Below are 17,062 nucleotides of genomic sequence, written 5' to 3' on the forward strand. Positions count from 1 at the left end.
AGAAAATAGCGTGAACTCCTTTAAAAATGGAGATCTGTTCTTATTTTAAAATGACACTTAGTAACGAAATGGAGAAATAAAGTGAAAAGAAAACATTTTTTATTAACCAGTATCGCTCTTGGCTTAACCGTGCTTGGTACCTCTGTAAACTCAATGGCAACATTGCCCCCTCCAAGCACGCTTTCTAGCACACCTACTTTAGCCCCAATGTTAGAGCAAGTGCTACCTAGCGTCGTTTCCATTGCAGTGGAAGGAAAACAAAAAACCCGTTTCCAAAATGACGATATTCCTGAAGAGTTCAAGTTTTTCTTCGGGCCAGAAATTTTTAATAATAACTCACCGCGCAGTTTCAAAGGTCTTGGTTCTGGTGTGATTATCAATGCCGAAAAAGGTTATGTACTCACGAACAATCACGTGATTGATCAAGCAGATAAAATCACGGTGAAATTACAAGATGGACGTGAATTTAACGCAAAATTAGTGGGGGCTGATGAGCTTTCAGATATTGCTTTAATTCAACTAGAAGATCCGAAAAACCTTACTGAGATCAAAATGGCTGACTCTGATAAACTACGTGTTGGCGATTACACTGTGGCTGTTGGAAATCCCTTTGGTCTAGGACAGACGGTGACTTCAGGCATTGTCTCTGCTCTTGGGCGTTCAACAGGTTCAGAAAAAGGTAGCTATGAAAATTACATTCAAACTGATGCTGCAGTAAACCAAGGCAATTCAGGAGGGCCATTACTCAATCTTAATGGTGAATTAATTGGTATCAATACAGCAATTATCTCACCAAGTGGAGGAAATGCCGGAATCGCTTTCGCCATTCCAAGTAATATGGCAAACAGCCTTGTGAAACAAATCCTTGAATTTGGTGAAGTTCGCCGTGGATTATTAGGCATAAAAGGCGCTGAACTCAATGCTGAGCTAGCCAAAGCACTCAAAATTAATGCACAACAAGGGGCATTTATAAGTGAAGTGTTACCTGATTCTGCTGCAGAAAAAGCAGGCTTACAAGCTGGCGATGTAATTACCGCCATTAACGGGCAAAAACTGTCTAGCTTCGCCGAATTACGTGCAAAAATCGCCACGACAGGGGCAGGTAAAAGCGTTGAATTAACCTATTTACGCGATGGCAAATCCCATACAACTTCCGTTACCTTACAACCAGATGAAGAAGTAAAAGCCAGTGCAACAAACCTTCTTCCTGCATTAGAAGGTGCCGAGTTAAGTAACTACAATGCAAAAGGACAAAAAGGCGTTGAAATTAGCAAAATTAAAGATAAATCACTTGCTCAACGCTTAGGCTTAAAAGACGGAGATGTGATTATTGGTATAAACCGCACACCAGTTGAAAACTTGGATCAACTACGTAAATTACTTAAAGATAAACCTTCTACTATCGCATTAAATATTTTGCGTGGTAAAACAAATTTCTATTTGCTGGTGCAATAAAGAAAATGAGGAGAACATATAAAGACTATATGCACAATACCATTTTTATTATCAAATAAATTTCAAGTTTCACATGCTCTTTGACGAGCATGTGAATATCATTTTCCTCTTGACTGAGTTTATCTTATAAATCTATTTCTTCATTTAACAAAATTATCTGCATTAGGGTAATAGAATTATCCCTTCTATATTCTAACCGATTAAAATATTTAGCATATCGTTAAACTTTTAGGGGCTGTCCTAGATAACGACTAAAAACTCTATTTAGGTTAGAATGAACCAATGAGAAAAAGTCGTCTAAGTCAGCATAAACAAAATAAACTCATTGAGCTATTTGTCGCAGGGATTACAGCAAGGACTGCTGCGGAGTTGGTCAATGTAAACAAAATGACAGCAGCATACTACTTTCATCGTTTACGCCTGCTCATCTATCAAAATAGCCTACACTTAGAAATGTTTGAAGGTGAAATTGAAGCCGATGAAAGTTATTTTGGTAGTGCCCGCACAGGTAAATGTGGTCGTGGCGCGGCAGGGAAAATCGCGGTATTCGGGCTCCTTAAACGCAATGGCAAGGTTTATACCGTTGCGGTTCCGAATACTCAATCAGCCACCTTGTTACCTATTATTCGAGAGAAAGTAAAGCCTGATAGTATTACTTATCGTAGTTATGATGTGCTTGATGTGAGTGAATTTAGCCATTTTCGTATCAATCACGGCACACATTTTGCTGAAAATCATAACCACATTAATGGAATTGAGAATTTTTGGAGCCAAGCAAAACGCCATTTACGCAAATTTAATGGCATTCCTAAAGCCCATTTTGAGCTTTATTTAAAGGAATGCGAATGGCGTTTTAATTACAGTGACATAAAAACTCAAATTTTCATTTTAAAACAACTAGTTAAAGGGAGTTTGGTCTAGTTATCTAGGACAGCCCCTATTTGAATTTATAAGATTGAGATGATATCCCATTCCATGCAAACCATCGTGTACCATCTTTTAGAATGATTTCAATATCTGTAATAACTTTCCCAATATCATGAACTAGGGCAATATAAATAGCTGCTGCAGTCCAAGCATCACGTTGTTTTGATTGATCCTCTGGAGCGGCATTCGGCGGTAGAACGTAGCTTTGACGCAATTTAGCAGAGAAGGTAATCACTTCTAAACCGTGATCAAGCATACCGCCTATATGTGAGTGATGATGAGCTTCTGAAGCTGGTAATAACTGTACAATCTCAGCGTAATTTTCTATTGGCTTTTGATAAAGTGTATTAAACATTTTTCTATCCATAGAAACTTGCTGCCAAAGTAACCCAAGGTATTTTTTCGTAAATCAGTACTAAGTAATTCATTGGCATTTCCAGGATAAATCCAACCATCTTTGCCTTGGACTAGATGGACATTATCCGGTTCTGATGTAGATAATGGTGAAGGCTGTTTTTTTAAAAGTTTAGTGAACATTTTTAGCATAACATAATCTCAATGATGTAGTGGAAGAATAGGCCTTTTCGCCTTTTTGGGTAAGACCTTTCCCCTTGGAAAGGTTACCCTTAAAAGACCTTAGGGGCTTTCCTTTATCGTTTTACCATTTAAGCCTCTTTCTTGCTTCAGATAATTATAAAATGTTCCTTTAGAAATATTGAGTGTTTCACATATGCTGTTTACGGTATGTTTTTTACTGTAATACAAGTCAAGGGCTTGTTGCTTTTAGTTCTCATTAAGAGACTTTGGCTTTCCTCCTAATCGTCCGCTTGCACGAGCAGCAGCTAAACCGGCTTGGGTTCTTTCTCTAAGAATATCAACCTCAAACTCTGCTATTGCAGAACTGAAATGAAAAAATAATTTACCAATTGCTGAACCAGTATCAATTGAATCTTTAATGCTTTTCAAATTGATATTTCTTTGTTGCATTTCACATACCCTCCAAGGAGCATATGTATTGATACACTGTATGATCAAATCTGTATTAATTTGTGTAAGTAGGAATGTACCATATCTTCTTTTTCTTGATTACGTATTCCTCTACCACCTTGGCATTTAAACCCACCGTACTTACATAATAGCCTTTTGCCCAAAAGTGTCTATTGCCATATTTATATTTTAGCTTTGCATGCTTTTCAAAAATCATCAATGATGATTTTCCTTTCAAATATCCCATAAAACTTGAAACTACTAATCTCGGTGGTATTTTTACAAGCATATGGATATGATCTTTCATTGCATGAGCTTCTACAATTTCTACGCCTTTATAGTCACATAAACGCCTTAAAATACTCCCTATATCTGCTCTTAGCTTACCGAAAATAGCTTTCCGTCTGTATTTAGGTATAAATACTAGGTGATACTTACAGGTTCCACCTTGTATGTGATAAACTTAAATCGTCATTCGCTTTATTTGTCATGACATATCCTCCTATATGTTGAATTTTGGTTATCAGCTTCGTTCATTATATAGTGAGGATTTTTCTTTTCATCGCTTAAGCTCTTTAACACCATACGCATAGCGTATGGTTTTTATAGCCAGCCTTTGGCTGGCTATAATAAAAAGCAGTCTTTATTGGCTGCTTATTTTTGTTTCTACAAGAAAAAAATATAAGTGCGGTATTTTTTCTCAAATTTTACTCAAATAATGTCTAATTAGCACCTCTATTCCCCCCTCATCGCCTCAAAGATTTTCTCTGCTAAGGATTTTGAGATCCCCGGTACGGAGGCGATTTCGTCAAGGGTGGCTTTTTTCACACCTTGCATTCCTCCAAGGTATTTAAGCAAGGCTTGGCGGCGTTTTGCCCCAACCCCTTCAATGGTTTCTAAGCCACTTTGAGTAAAGATTTTTTGACGTTTTTTACGGTGTCCGCTAATCGCGTGATTATGGCTTTCATCACGAATATGTTGAATTAAATGTAAGGCAAGACTATCTGGGGGTAAATTGATTTCGCGATCTTGCTTGCTGATGATGAGGGTTTCCAAGCCAGCACGGCGATCCACACCTTTTGCCACGCCAATCAAGTGCGGTCGTTTTTTATCCCATTTTACCTTGAGTTGTGCAAACACTTGCAAGGCACGGTTCAGCTGCCCTTTTCCGCCATCAATAAAGATCACATCAGGAATTTTTTCGCTTTCCAGATCTTTATCATAACGTTTTAATAAGGCTTGTTCCATCGCGGCATAATCATCACCGCCAGTAATGCCCGTGATATTAAAACGGCGGTAATCGGATTTCAGCGGTCCATCTTGATTAAACACCACACAAGACGCTATGGTTTGTTCTCCCATCGTATGACTAATATCAAAACATTCCATTCGCTGAATTTTTTCTATGCCAAGTAAATCTTGCAAGGCTTGGTAGCGTTCTTGAATAAGCGTGGATTGCTTTAGTTGCGTAACCAATGCAGCTTTCGCATTCATTTGCGCAAGCTGTAAATATTTACTTTTATCCCCTTTGGCGCTGTCTTGAATTTGCACTTTACGCCCAGCTTGTTCAGCGAGCAAGGTTTCTAATTGAGCTTTTTCTGCCAATTTATGATCCACAATAATGGTGTTTGGCACGGTTCGTCCTTGATGTGCTTGCAAATAAAATTGCCCCACGAAAGTGGCGGTGAGTTCAGATAAATCCGTATTGGCTGGCACTTTCGGGAAATAACTGCGGTTGCCCAAAATTTTGCCTTGTCGAATAAACAACACTTGTACGCAAGCAATACCAAGTTGGTAAGCAATGGCGATAATATCAATATCATCAAGGCGATCATTACTGACAAATTGTTTTTCAATAACGGCACGCACAGCTTGAATTTGATCTCGTATGCGTGCTGCATCTTCAAAATTTAGGGCTTGGCTTGCCTGCTCCATTTTGCCGACAAGATGATCCAACACTTGTTGATCTTTGCCTTGTAAGAAAAGACGAGCAAAATCCACTTGTTGGTTATAATCTTCATCAGAAATATAGCCTGCAACACAGGGTGCAGAACAACGCCCAATTTGATATTGCAAGCAAGGGCGCGAACGGTTGCGATAAACCGAATTTTCACATTGCCGCACAGGGAACAACTTTTGCAATAAGGAAAGGGTTTCACGCACGGCGCCCGCATTAGGATAAGGCCCAAAATATTCACCTTGAATTTTTTTACTTCCCCGATACGCCGTGATCCTTGGGTGGCGTTCTTTGGTGAGCAAAATATAAGGATAAGATTTGTCATCACGCAATAGCACGTTATAGCGTGGCTGATAGGTTTTAATATAGTTATGTTCTAACAGCAATGCTTCCGTTTCGCTTGAAGTGATAGTCGTTTCAATACGATGAATGGCTGCAACGAGGGCTTCCGTCTTTTTACTCGATAAATTAGTACGAAAATAACTAGATAAGCGTTTTTTTAAATCTTTGGCTTTGCCCACATAAATCACCTGATCTTTATCGTCATACATACGATAAACACCGGGATCGTGGGTTACGTTAGCGAGAAACTTTTTGGCATCAAAGGTCATTTTGGTTATGAATGATTAAGCACGGCAGAATGAATCCGCCCTAAAAATTATTTAAAGAAATTATTTAGGATCGCATTGATGTCTTTCGCTAACTCATCATTTGAGCTTTCTTCTTGTGTTTGGCTTGTTTGTGTTGGTGTGTTTAAAATTTGCTTAAACAAATCACCTAAAGCTGAGCCATTTGTTTCACCTTGGGTTGATGAACCACCAAAAATGCTACCTAACACAGAACCTAGCACATCTTGCGGATTATCGTTGTGAGCCTGCATTGATTGAGTTAAATTATCTGCCGACACCCCGCCTTGACGCCCATTCGGTGTTAGCATATCAATTAAACTTGGTAGTACTTGAGAAATAATATCTTCTGTTTGATTAGTACTAATACCTGTTTGTTGAGCAATATCTTCAATAGTATTCTGCCCGAAAGTTTGGCTGACTTCATTTCTTGTCATCGTTTGGTTTGAACCCGTGCCGATCCAGCTATCTAGCAATCCACCTAAGCCATCTTGTTGTAACTTAGCAAAAATGCCTTGTACACCACCTTGTGAACGTAATAACTGTTGCAACACGTCACTCACCACATTACCTTGCCCTTGTGGCGCTGAATTGTTCCCTAATACTGAACCTAAAACTGAACCTAACATTTTGTCTAACATCTTGTTTCCTTAGTTTGAATAAATAGTGAAAGAGGAATTAATAATGTCCTAAAATCGCCCGCACTTTTTCTAAATCTTCCGGTGTATCTACACCGACTGCTGGTGCTTCTTTGGCTAAATCAATATGAATTTTTTCGCCATACCACAATACCCGTAACTGCTCTAAAGATTCAATATGTTCTAACGCAGAAGGTTGCCATTGCACATATTGCTTAATAAATCCTGCACGGTAAGCATAAATGCCAATGTGGCGTAAATATGGGGTTTGTAGCACAAGCTGTGTTTTTTGTTCATCGGATAACCCAGCAAATTGATCGCGATTCCAAGGAATTGGCGCACGGGAAAAATACAAGACATTGCCTGATTTATCTGCTACAGCTTTCACCACATTTGGGTTAAATAATTCTTCAGCATCATTCAATGGGACAGCAAGGGTTGCCATATTCACGGCATTATTGGCTAAGTTAGCCGCGACTTGTTGCACGATCACTGGGGGAATTAACGGCTCATCACCTTGAATATTGACCACAATTTCATCATCTGCTAGGGCTAATTTTTCCACCACTTCCGCCAAGCGTTCCGTACCTGAATTATGATTCGTTGAAGTCATACACACTTCGCCACCAAAGGCTTGCACCGCAGTTGCAACATTTTGATTATCCGTTGCCACCACGACTCGGCTTGCACCTGATTGTTGTGCTTGCTGCCAAACGTGAGCAATCATTGGTTTACCAGCGATATCCGCTAAGGGCTTGCCGGGTAAGCGACTTGAGGCAAAACGTGCAGGAATAATTACGGTAAATGTTGTCATTATTCTTCCCCTTGTTGTTGGGCTTTTTCTTGTTGTAACGGTATTGCTCGTTCCGCAAGTAACACGGGAATACCCTGTTCTATCGGGTACGCAACTTGCTCAAAAGAGCAAATGAGCTGTTCGTTTTCTTTTTGATATTTCAAGCGCCCTTGACAAAGGGGGCAAGCGAGAATGTCGAGTAGTTTTTCGTTCATTAAAATTTCTCCACTGCTTTTCAGAAGGTTATGCTTAACCCTGTCATCAAACGCAGGTAAATAAAGCTAAAGTGCGGTCTTTTTTTCTCTTGTTTTTATCTCTTGAATTAATTCGCTTATAAATTGCTTACTTTGTGGTGAAGTAATCTCCGCTTCAACAGGCACATACCACCAATTTGGCTGCGCGAAATTTTGACATTTGACCGCATCTTTTTCTGTCATAAAGAGCGGTTGGTTTTGATCAAATTTTTCAAATAAGGCTAAATGATAAGCTTGATGATCTTGAAAGGCTTGGCTTGTTACCACGTTCATCGACAGGGTTTGCAACATTGTGAAAAAACGCTGTGGATTGCCGATGCCAGCAATGGCGGTAATACCTTGTTCTGCAAAATCACGCAATAGGCGCTTTTCCCCTGTTTGCAAATGAATCGCAAAGTGCGGTATTAAAGTCATTACAGTTTGACTAAAAGACGTTGGCGCGCCGTTATTGATAATCCAATCAACATTTTTTAAACGACTGATTGGCTCTCGTAACGCACCTGCTGGCAAAACAAAACCATTACCAAATTGACGCAGAGCATCTAGCACCACGATTTCTTTATCTCGTTGTAATTTGTAATGCTGTAAGCCGTCATCGCTAATAATCACTTGGCAAGGAAAATGCGCAAGTAAATGCGCTATCGCCTGCTGACGATTTGGTGAAATACACACAGGGGCATTAGTGCGTTTAGCAATCAATAATGGCTCATCACCTGTTTCCACAGGATCATCTTGACTGGTTACTAAACGGGGATAACCTTTTGCTTTGCTCCCATAACCGCGTGAAATCACCCCCACTTGAATGCCTTGTTGCTGTAATTGTTGCACGAGCCAAATCACCACAGGGGTTTTGCCATTCCCTCCAACAGATAAATTCCCCACAATCACTACGGGAACGGGGGCTTTGTAAGAAGACAAAATTCCACGCTGGTATAACCAAGATCGTAATCTAATGATGAACAAAAATAACAAGGCGAAAGGTGATAATAACCACTTTAGTGCTTTTGCGAAAAGATCCGATTGATACCAAAAATTCATTATCACCTCATTAAAATGGGGAAATTGATGTACGCTGAAAATTCGTCCATCAATACAAAATTAATGATTAAACTGCATTTGATGTAACTGCTTATAAGCACCATTCAACGCAAGCAACGCTTGATGCGTGCCACGTTCTTTAATTTCACCGTGTTCAATCACCAAAATTTCATCGGCTTTTTCAATGGTAGATAAACGGTGCGCAATAACTAAAACGGTACGCTCTTTTTGTAATTCTTCAAGGGCTGCTTGAATCGCTCGTTCAGATTCCGTATCAAGGGCTGATGTTGCTTCATCTAAAATTAACACGGGAGAATTGCGCAACAAGGCACGAGCAATCGCCAAACGCTGACGTTGCCCGCCCGATAAACTTGCCCCATTTTCGCCAATGACGGTATCTAAACCATTTTCTAACTTTTCAATAAATTCCATCGCGTGTGCTGCTTTGGCGGCTTTAATAATATCTTCACGACTGTATTTATCTGCTGCGGCATAGGCAATGTTATTGGCAATAGTGTCATTAAATAAATGTACTTGTTGTGAGACCACCGCACAATTTTCACGCAAATTACTCAGGGTGTAATCTTGAATATTGACGCCATCAAGGGTGATTTCCCCTTGTTCAATCTCATAAAAACGGGTAACTAAATTAGCAATTGTAGATTTCCCGGAGCCTGAACGCCCAACTAATGCCACGGTTTTACCTTGTGGAATGTCAAAGGAAATATGATTTAATGCGGGATGCTCTTTGCCTGAATAGCTAAACGTAACGTCTTTAAATGCAATATTTCCTTTCGCTTTTTCTACTTGGTAAGTACCGTTATCTTTCTCAGTTGCCATATCCAAAATAGCAAACAAGGTTTGACAAGCCGCCATACCACGTTGGAACTGGGCGTTTACATTAGTTAAAGATTTCAACGGTCGCATCATTGCAAGCATTGAAGAAAACACCACCGTAAAAGACCCCGCCGTGAGGTTTTGGCTCATAATTTCTGGTACAGTTGCCAAATAAAGCACCGCTGACAAGGCAAAAGAGGCAATAATTTGCACCACAGGATCAGAAATGGCATCTGCCACCATCACTTTCATTCCCTTACGGCGCATATCATTACTCACTTTATTAAAGCGTTCTTCTTCAATTTTTTGTCCACCGAAAGAAAGCACTACTCGGTGTCCTTTTAGCATTTGTTCTGCCGAAGAAGTCAGCTCTCCCATTGAGTTTTGCATATTTTTACCTAACTCGCGGAATTTTTTCGATACCATACGAATTAGCACCGCAATAATCGGTCCTATTACAAAAAGCACTAAGGAAAGTTGCCAACTGGTATAAATCATTACGCAAAGCAAAGAGATAATATACGCTCCTTCACGCACAATAGTTACTAAAGAACCTGATGATGAATTGGCGACTTGTTCGCTATCGTAAGTAATACGAGAAAGTAATTTTCCTGCTGAATTTTGATCAAAAAAGGGAACGGGCATATACATTAAATGCTTAAATAAACGGCGGCGAATTGTCATCACCACTTTTCCTGAAACCCAGCCTAAACAATAGGTTGAAACAAAACTTGTTACACCTCGCACAATAATCAATAGTACAACAACTACGGCCATTAAACGTAAAAAGCCAACATCGGCTTTACCAAAGCCATCATCTAATAAAGGCTTAAGCATTTGAATAAGAGAAGCATCTGCTAACGCATTGAATACTAAGGTAATAGCTGCAGCAATTAACCCTGCTTTAAAAGGCGCAATAATTGGCCATAAGCGTTTGAACGTTTGCAGCGTAGTTAAGTCTTTATCTTGCATAATTTATTCATTTCCGTTAAAAAACTTTGCCATTTTACCTTTATTTTGCCAACAAGCCAATTAATCCCCGATACCAAGGGGAAAATTCCGATCTTACGGTATGAATTTTTATCTGCTCAGGGAAGAACAATAGACTAATCTGACCAAAATCAGCGGTATTATACACCGCACTTTGTTGTGCCTTTAAACGCTCTAAAACCACTGAGTGAGGAAAATGCCACGGATTGCCACGGCTACTAGAAATCAACGCAATTTTCGGTTGTACTGTTTTGATAAAATATTCACTGCTAGAGGTTTTACTGCCGTGATGTCCCACTTGCAATATCTCTATTTTTCCAGCTAAATCAGCAAATTGGCGCTCTGTTTGACTGTCCGCATCCCCTGTTAAAAGCACCTTATATTGCCCATCATCAATCAACAGTACGCAAGAGTCTGGATTTTCTGCACGATCTCGGATCTGTTGCGGTGAAAGCGCAGTAATAGTTAATCCTTGCCATTGCCATTGTTTTCCTTGAAGACAAAAAGTGCGGTGTTTTTTTGACGCATTTTTTCGAGAAGACGCCATTAATTCAACCTCTGGAAATGCCTGTAAAATCGCTTCTGCGCCCCCTGAATGATCATTATCATCGTGGCTCAAAACCAATTTGTCTAGCACAATGCCTTGTCGTTGCAAATAAGGCAAAATTTCTAACTCAGCCATACTGCCATTACGCCAAGCTGCTCCAGTGTCATATAAAATACCACGCTGATTTTTCACCAATAAGGTAGCCAAGCCCTGCCCGACATCAAGGGTTTCTAACCGCCATTTAGGTGTATTTATCCCTTGCCACCCTAAATTGATCAGCATTATGCTAAGCAAGCCCATAAAAATAAACTTCATTTTTTGCAGAAATCGCGGATTGGGCAATTTTTCTGCATTAAGTGAAATGCTCTTTTTTACCGCTAAGATCGGTTTTTTCATTACTTTTAGCTGTGAATTTTGCTGAAAATACTGCAAAAAGTGAACATAAAGTAATCCTAAACCAAGTAATAGAATCACAATCCATTGCCCTTGCTTATGAGATATATTCAACCAATATCCTTGCCATTGTGCCAGATAGTCGGTGAGGTATTCTGCAAGCCAATTTGCCCCTTGCCACGAACCCAATGCCCCTTGACTCAATGCTGCAAACAGCACCATTGGGACAAGACAGAAACTGAACAATGGCACAGCGAAAAGATTTGCTATCATTCCCGATAAAGCCATTCCGTGAAAAAAATAAAGCTGAATAGGGGTAAATAAACATAGCAACCCCAATTGCAGATGAAATAAGGAAAAAATCCAGCGCACTAGTTTCTTCACCCACACATTTTTAATCGGATAAATTTGCCACTTAATACAATCGAAAGGAACAAGCTGATACCATAAAATCAAGCTCGCTACCGCGCCCGCAGAAAGCCAAAAGCTGACGGAAAGTAACATCATTGGATCCCATAGCATAAGCAATGCCACCACCCATTGAAAATACTGCCAAGCGGTATAATAACAGCGTAGCATTCGGATCACGCAAACCAAGCATAAGGCAAGCAATGCTCTTAAGGTGGGAATAGAGAATCCAGCTAGCTGAGCATAAATTAACGCAATCAAAATCCCACATAATAATGGCCAAATCGCCCCTATTCGGTGAGTGGGTAAAAAGAACTGCATTACTCTTGCGAGAGCAAAACCGAGCAACATCGCCAAGCCAATATGCAAACCAGAAATTGCGATGAGATGTGCTGTATTTGTTTTCTGATAAATTTGCCAATGTTCAGGGTTAAGCCACGCTCGTTCGCCAAAACCCAATGCCAGTAACAGTCCTTGCATAGATAAACCTTGGGTCTGCTGAAAACTGACTTGCAATAATCGCTCGCGCCAAGAAAAATTCTCCGTAATTTTTACCGCACTTTTTACTCTGCCATAGGCGCTAATGCCTTGTGAAAAATACCATTTTTGCCGTTCAAAACCGCCTTGATTTAAACGGCTTGCTAAAGGTTTAAGCAATAATTCTGCCTGCCAAATTTGCCCTACTTTAACTGCTTCAATCTTCCTATCTGAAACGCTGTTATTCTTGCTTTGCCATTGCAAATAAATACGCTGTTCGGGCAACTTTTCTGCTAATCTCGCTGTGGCAATAATCGTTTGATAATCTTGCTGATGTAAAATTTTCTCGATCTTGATTGGCGTGCTGATGTGGTTATTTACACGGGCAAGCTGTTCTGCTTGGCTCAAAAGCTGATTCGCTTGGAAATGAAAATACCCTAAACTCAACACAAAAATCACCCCATAAATGAGGCATTTTGCCGTGTTGTAATAAGTAAAAGCATAGGCAATCAAGACTGCCAATGCTCCACTTCCCACAAGCCAAAACATTAAATGTAAGTTCATTAATAGGGCTTTCGGGACATAAAGTAAACTCAAGCCTGCCCCAATAATCAGCCATAAAATCACATCTAATTTGAGCGAAAATTTCATTCCAACATAAGGTTCACATTTACGATGACAAATAAAAATACTATGAAAAAAGCACCGCACTTTCGCAATGCCCTTAAATCATTTTTGCGATCTTGCTCGCAAAATTAAAAATATTTATTAAAGAATAAAAAAATTATGACGATTAATATTGTCTTTCTCCTCATTTCTTTGTAGAGTGAAAAGCATTAATAGTCGGGGTGCTACGTTAAGTAGCTGAGATGATACCCGTTGAACCTGATCCAGTTAGCACTGACGTAGGAAACTTATTATGAAAACTTGTCTAATTTTATACCGCACCCTATTTCTGTTTTATTCCCTAATTTCTTACTTTTTATTTCCTATCAATGAATAAAAATCTACTTTTATCATTGGTATTTTATTTTTTACTCCCTTCTTATGCATAATAGGAGAATATGATGCAATTCAATTTGTTAGAACAAATCCGTCAAAAAAACCCGTTAATTCATAGCATTACGAATATTGTGGTGGCAAATTATGTGGCTAATGGGCTACTCGCTTTAGGTGCATCGCCGATTATGGCGGATGCGGAAGAAGAAATGGCCGATCTTGCTCAATTCAGTGCCGCCTTGTCTATTAATATTGGTACACTCGATCCCTTTAAAGTGAAAGCGATGTTGGCGGCAGGGCAAGCCACAAATCAAGCTGGTATTCCCGTCGTGCTTGATCCGGTCGGGGTCGGCGCAACGCAATATCGCAAGGACGTAATCGCTGAATTACTTAACAAGGTAAAATTCACTGCTATTCGTGGCAATGCTGGCGAAATTGCTCAATTAGCTGGCGTAAATTGGTCGGCGAAAGGCGTAGATGCGGGACAAGGTGATGGCAATATTGGCGAAATTGCAATGCTTGCTGCGCAACGTTATCAATGTATTGTCGCAGTAAGTGGTGAGGTGGATTATATTAGTGATGGAACGCAATTAGCCACTATTCATAATGGAACGGCAATGTTTCCTAAAATCACAGGATCGGGCTGTTTACTCGGCGCAGTGTTAGGCGCATTTTTGGCGGTTAACCCGCATTCTCCTTTTGAGGCCGTCGTACAAGCCTGTACAGCTTATGCCGTAGCAGGAGAATTAGCGGCACAACATCTTGCGCCAACAAAATATGGGCAATTTTACACCGCACTTTTAGATTCACTTGGCGAATTGAATGACCAGCAAGTGGCACAATTTGCACGAGTTAGCATAGAGAAATCAGCATAAATAAGGAGAAAAAATGGCTCATATTGCACAAGCCCTTACAATTGCCGGCTCAGACAGTGGCGGTGGTGCGGGTATTCAAGCAGATCTAAAAACCTTTCAAATGCAGAATGTATTTGGTATGAGTGTGATTACTGCGGTTACCGCACAAAATACCTTAGGGGTAACCGATATTCATTTAATTCCGCCTAAAACCATTGAAGCGCAACTGAATGCGATTATCGCAGACTTCACGCCCAATGCGGTGAAACTCGGTATGTTAGGCACTGCGGAAATTATTCACACCGTAGCCACATTTTTAAAGGTACACCCGATTCCTAATATTGTGATAGATCCTGTTATGATCGCTAAAGGAGGCGCTAGTTTATTGGAACAATCGGCAATCAATGCAATGCGTGAGCAGTTATTGCCCTTAGCCGATGTGCTAACCCCCAACCTACCCGAAGCAGAAGCATTAACTGGATTGAAAGCGGAAGATCAGCATAGTATCCAGAAAATTGCTGAACATTTACAACAAATGGGTGCAAAAACAGTGATTATAAAAGGTGGTCATCAACAAGATTCAAAAAGCACAGTATGCCAAGATTTTATTTTCACGCCAACGCAATCTTTTATTTTGGAAAGTCCGCGTTTTAATACGCCACACACACACGGCACAGGCTGCACGTTTTCCGCTTGTTTAACCGCTGAACTCGCAAAAGGACAATCTTTAGAGCAAGCCTGCAAAACGGCCAAAGCGTTTATCACAAGTGCCATAACGCACCCTTTAAATATCGGACACGGACACGGCCCAACGAATCACTGGGCCTATTCACAGGAGCAAAAAAATTATGAATAAACACATTTTACGCTGTTATTTGGTGGCCGGCACACAAGATTGCCGTCATCTACCACAATATGCCAACAATCCACAACAAACCTTGTTAGATCGTTTAGAACAGGCGTTAAAAGCCGGTATTACTTGTTATCAATTTCGTGAAAAAGGGCAATTTTCATTGCAAGATCCAACGGAAATTGAACAGCTTGCTCGCCAATGTCAGGCATTATGCCAACAATATAATGTGCCTTTTATTATGAATAATGATGTCGCACTCGCAGAAAAATTGAAGGCTGACGGCATTCACGTTGGGCAAAAAGATTTTGCGGTAGATAAGCTTGCTCAACAAATTCAAGGCAAAATGCTGATCGGTTTATCGGTCAATACCTTGCAACAAGCACAACAACATAATGATTTCAATGGCGTTGATTATTATGGGTGCGGTCCTATTTTTCCAACTTTTTCAAAATCTGACGCGGCTCCAGATGTCGGCATTAATTTTGTTCAATATTTGCGTGAGCAAGGAATTACTAAGCCATTAGTCGCCATTGGTGGCATAAAAACCCCTCACGTGAAACCACTTCTACAAAACGGTGCAGATGGCGTTGCCGTGATCTCCACCATTATGCAAGCGGAAGATGTCGCATTAACAGTAAAAGCAATTCTAGGTGAATAAATGACAATAAACCTTTCTCTATTACGTAATTTAGGTCCGGGTGTGATTATGGCTTGCTCCTGTGTTGGTGGCTCTCATATTATAGCCTCCACACAGGCTGGCGCATATTATGGCTATCAATTAGCTGGATTAATTATTTTAGTAAATTTACTTAAATACCCCTTTTTCCGTTTTGCATTTGATTATAGTGCAACGCAAAATAAAAGCGTATTGCAAGGCTATGCAGAAAAAGGTAAAGGGTACTTATGGTTATTCCTATTATTTAATCTCTTTGCAACAGTGGTGAATATTGCAGGTGGAACCTTACTTTCTGCCGTACTATTGGCTATGTTACTTCCTTTTTCTATTGATCTCAATAGTCTTAACATTATTGTATTAGTGAGTTTTTTAGTGATCTTATTTTATCGCCAATATCAGCGATTAGATAAAGTATCAAAAAGCATTATGCTACTTCTCTCCGTAATCACCCTCATTGCGTTGGTGCTTGCTTTTACTAAACAAACATCGCCACCAGTGGCTGATTTTGTTCCACCTGATGCGTGGAGTCTCGCTGCCGTACCGTTCTTAATTGCATTAATGGGCTGGATGCCTGCCCCAATGGAACTCAGTATTGCCAGTTCATTATGGGTGGTACAAAAAAGACGATTAACGCCAAATTATCAAAAACATCATCAATTAGATTTTAATATCGGCTATCTCACAACCATTGTGTTAGCTTTAATGTTTATGGCACTTGGCGCATTAATTCAATATGGTAATACCATTCCCCCCCTTAGCGGTGGCAAATTTATTCATTTATTTGTAGAAATGTATGCACTAAGCATTGGGGAATGGAGCCGTTGGTTTATTGCGCTTATCGCATTTGTGTGTATTTATGGCACCACAATTGTTGCTGTTGATGGCTATTCTCGTTGCAATCAACAAACAATTCAGCTACTCAAATTTGGCGCACAAACAGATGTTAATAATGAAAAAGGATTACGTTATTTTATGTTAGCGGCTTGTTTTGCGAGTTTCATTATTATTCAATTTTTTAGTGGCGCTATCGGTAAAATGATCCCTTTTGCAATGACGGCTTCTTTCCTATCAGCCCCTATTTTTGCGTGGCTAAACCTCAGTCTAGCAAAACAACTCTCACCTAATCCAATGCTAATAAGGTTGGCTTGGTTGGGATTGAGCTATTTAGTCATTATGATTATTATCTATTTCATTCAACTATAAAGATTAGGCTAAAAATAATGCCCCAAAAGGGGCATTTTTTAATCCATCGTCATTCCATTTTAAACTACGCCTGCACTACATCACCGTGTTATTAATGCCAGTTTGCTGCATTGCTTCGTCTTAGATTAAATTGAAACAGCGATCATCGCG

15 protein-coding genes, 2 pseudogenes and 1 riboswitch are annotated in these 17,062 nt (G+C 39.9%); of the genes and pseudogenes, 6 read left to right on the top strand and 11 right to left on the bottom strand.

Annotated elements, in window-relative coordinates; translation table 11 throughout:
* The first annotated feature begins 81 nt into the window (after window positions 1-81).
* On the top strand, window positions 82-1,455 hold the full coding sequence (locus tag L4F93_RS11930; protein WP_250350439.1) for a Do family serine endopeptidase: 1,374 nt from the start codon (window positions 82-84) through the stop codon (window positions 1,453-1,455).
* Window positions 1,456-1,737: 282 nt separating this feature from the next.
* The gene (locus L4F93_RS11935) at window positions 1,738-2,376 is read left to right on the top strand and encodes an IS1595 family transposase (protein ID WP_250350440.1); all 639 of its coding nucleotides are present in this window, start codon (window positions 1,738-1,740) and stop codon (window positions 2,374-2,376) included.
* A 19-nt stretch (window positions 2,377-2,395) separates the two neighbouring features.
* Here the strand turns inward: L4F93_RS11935 and L4F93_RS11940 are convergent.
* From L4F93_RS11940 to L4F93_RS11985, 11 genes and pseudogenes are all read right to left on the bottom strand, one after another.
* Window positions 2,396-2,928: pseudogene (locus tag L4F93_RS11940) on the bottom strand (TraI domain-containing protein); the annotation flags it as partial.
* A 90-nt stretch (window positions 2,929-3,018) separates the two neighbouring features.
* A complete protein-coding gene (locus L4F93_RS12485; protein ID WP_442780713.1) occupies window positions 3,019-3,147 on the bottom strand; it encodes a DUF1492 domain-containing protein in 129 nt (42 codons plus the stop codon).
* An 18-nt stretch (window positions 3,148-3,165) separates the two neighbouring features.
* Window positions 3,166-3,369, bottom strand: coding sequence for a recombinase family protein (locus L4F93_RS11945; RefSeq protein WP_250350441.1), 204 nt, complete (start codon window positions 3,367-3,369; stop codon window positions 3,166-3,168).
* Between the two features lie 55 nt (window positions 3,370-3,424).
* Window positions 3,425-3,860, bottom strand: a pseudogene (tnpA, locus tag L4F93_RS11950) (IS200/IS605 family transposase).
* A gap of 244 nt (window positions 3,861-4,104) precedes the next feature.
* Window positions 4,105-5,937: an excinuclease ABC subunit UvrC gene (gene uvrC, locus L4F93_RS11955; RefSeq protein WP_250350442.1), complete on the bottom strand. Its 1,833-nt coding sequence runs from the start codon at window positions 5,935-5,937 to the stop codon at window positions 4,105-4,107.
* Between the two features lie 47 nt (window positions 5,938-5,984).
* Window positions 5,985-6,593 (bottom strand): YidB family protein, encoded by a 609-nt coding sequence (locus L4F93_RS11960; protein WP_250350443.1) that lies wholly within the window; start codon window positions 6,591-6,593, stop codon window positions 5,985-5,987.
* 37 nt (window positions 6,594-6,630) lie between these two features.
* Entirely contained in the window at window positions 6,631-7,404 is a 774-nt protein-coding gene (gene kdsB, locus L4F93_RS11965; RefSeq protein ID WP_250350444.1) for a 3-deoxy-manno-octulosonate cytidylyltransferase, read from the bottom strand.
* Window positions 7,404-7,598 carry a Trm112 family protein gene (locus tag L4F93_RS11970; protein WP_250350445.1) on the bottom strand — a complete coding sequence of 65 codons (195 nt, stop codon included), beginning with the start codon at window positions 7,596-7,598 and terminating at the stop codon, window positions 7,404-7,406. The genes kdsB and L4F93_RS11970 overlap by 1 nt, the downstream gene beginning before the upstream one ends.
* A 66-nt stretch (window positions 7,599-7,664) precedes the next feature.
* On the bottom strand, window positions 7,665-8,675 hold the full coding sequence (gene lpxK, locus L4F93_RS11975) for a tetraacyldisaccharide 4'-kinase (protein WP_250350446.1): 1,011 nt from the start codon (window positions 8,673-8,675) through the stop codon (window positions 7,665-7,667).
* 60 nt (window positions 8,676-8,735) lie between these two features.
* Entirely contained in the window at window positions 8,736-10,484 is a 1,749-nt protein-coding gene (gene msbA, locus L4F93_RS11980) for a lipid A ABC transporter ATP-binding protein/permease MsbA (protein ID WP_250350447.1), read from the bottom strand.
* Between the two features lie 40 nt (window positions 10,485-10,524).
* On the bottom strand, window positions 10,525-12,978 hold the full coding sequence (locus L4F93_RS11985; RefSeq protein WP_250350448.1) for a DNA internalization-related competence protein ComEC/Rec2: 2,454 nt from the start codon (window positions 12,976-12,978) through the stop codon (window positions 10,525-10,527).
* A 183-nt stretch (window positions 12,979-13,161) separates the two neighbouring features.
* Window positions 13,162-13,256, top strand: a riboswitch (TPP riboswitch).
* Window positions 13,257-13,391: 135 nt separating this feature from the next.
* Here L4F93_RS11985 and thiM point away from each other — a divergent pair.
* Genes thiM through L4F93_RS12005 form a run of 4 tightly spaced genes read left to right on the top strand, consistent with a single transcriptional unit; the run spans window position 13,392 to window position 16,912 of the window.
* Window positions 13,392-14,201 (top strand): hydroxyethylthiazole kinase, encoded by an 810-nt coding sequence (gene thiM, locus L4F93_RS11990; RefSeq protein WP_442778821.1) that lies wholly within the window; start codon window positions 13,392-13,394, stop codon window positions 14,199-14,201.
* Window positions 14,202-14,214: 13 nt separating this feature from the next.
* The gene (thiD, locus tag L4F93_RS11995) at window positions 14,215-15,036 is read left to right on the top strand and encodes a bifunctional hydroxymethylpyrimidine kinase/phosphomethylpyrimidine kinase (protein WP_250350449.1); all 822 of its coding nucleotides are present in this window, start codon (window positions 14,215-14,217) and stop codon (window positions 15,034-15,036) included.
* A complete protein-coding gene (thiE, locus tag L4F93_RS12000; RefSeq protein WP_250350450.1) occupies window positions 15,029-15,691 on the top strand; it encodes a thiamine phosphate synthase in 663 nt (220 codons plus the stop codon). The genes thiD and thiE overlap by 8 nt, the downstream gene beginning before the upstream one ends.
* On the top strand, window positions 15,692-16,912 hold the full coding sequence (locus L4F93_RS12005; protein ID WP_250350451.1) for an NRAMP family divalent metal transporter: 1,221 nt from the start codon (window positions 15,692-15,694) through the stop codon (window positions 16,910-16,912). It begins immediately after the preceding gene.
* The last annotated feature ends 150 nt before the right edge of the window (window positions 16,913-17,062 follow it).

It is taken from the genome of Avibacterium sp. 20-132 (genome assembly GCF_023611925.1).
GTDB lineage: Bacteria > Pseudomonadota > Gammaproteobacteria > Enterobacterales > Pasteurellaceae > Avibacterium.

Coding starts and splice junctions, on each gene's coding strand:
- L4F93_RS11935 (WP_250350440.1), top strand. CDS start 1,738: ATGAGAAAAAGTCGTCTAAGTCAGCATAAACAAAATAAACTCATTGAG.
- L4F93_RS11945 (WP_250350441.1), bottom strand. CDS start 3,369: ATGCAACAAAGAAATATCAATTTGAAAAGCATTAAAGATTCAATTGAT.
- uvrC (WP_250350442.1), bottom strand. CDS start 5,937: ATGACCTTTGATGCCAAAAAGTTTCTCGCTAACGTAACCCACGATCCC.
- L4F93_RS11960 (WP_250350443.1), bottom strand. CDS start 6,593: ATGTTAGACAAAATGTTAGGTTCAGTTTTAGGTTCAGTATTAGGGAAC.
- kdsB (WP_250350444.1), bottom strand. CDS start 7,404: ATGACAACATTTACCGTAATTATTCCTGCACGTTTTGCCTCAAGTCGC.
- L4F93_RS11970 (WP_250350445.1), bottom strand. CDS start 7,598: ATGAACGAAAAACTACTCGACATTCTCGCTTGCCCCCTTTGTCAAGGG.
- lpxK (WP_250350446.1), bottom strand. CDS start 8,675: ATGAATTTTTGGTATCAATCGGATCTTTTCGCAAAAGCACTAAAGTGG.
- msbA (WP_250350447.1), bottom strand. CDS start 10,484: ATGCAAGATAAAGACTTAACTACGCTGCAAACGTTCAAACGCTTATGG.
- L4F93_RS11985 (WP_250350448.1), bottom strand. CDS start 12,978: ATGAAATTTTCGCTCAAATTAGATGTGATTTTATGGCTGATTATTGGG.
- thiM (WP_442778821.1), top strand. CDS start 13,392: ATGATGCAATTCAATTTGTTAGAACAAATCCGTCAAAAAAACCCGTTA.
- thiD (WP_250350449.1), top strand. CDS start 14,215: ATGGCTCATATTGCACAAGCCCTTACAATTGCCGGCTCAGACAGTGGC.
- thiE (WP_250350450.1), top strand. CDS start 15,029: ATGAATAAACACATTTTACGCTGTTATTTGGTGGCCGGCACACAAGAT.
- L4F93_RS12005 (WP_250350451.1), top strand. CDS start 15,692: ATGACAATAAACCTTTCTCTATTACGTAATTTAGGTCCGGGTGTGATT.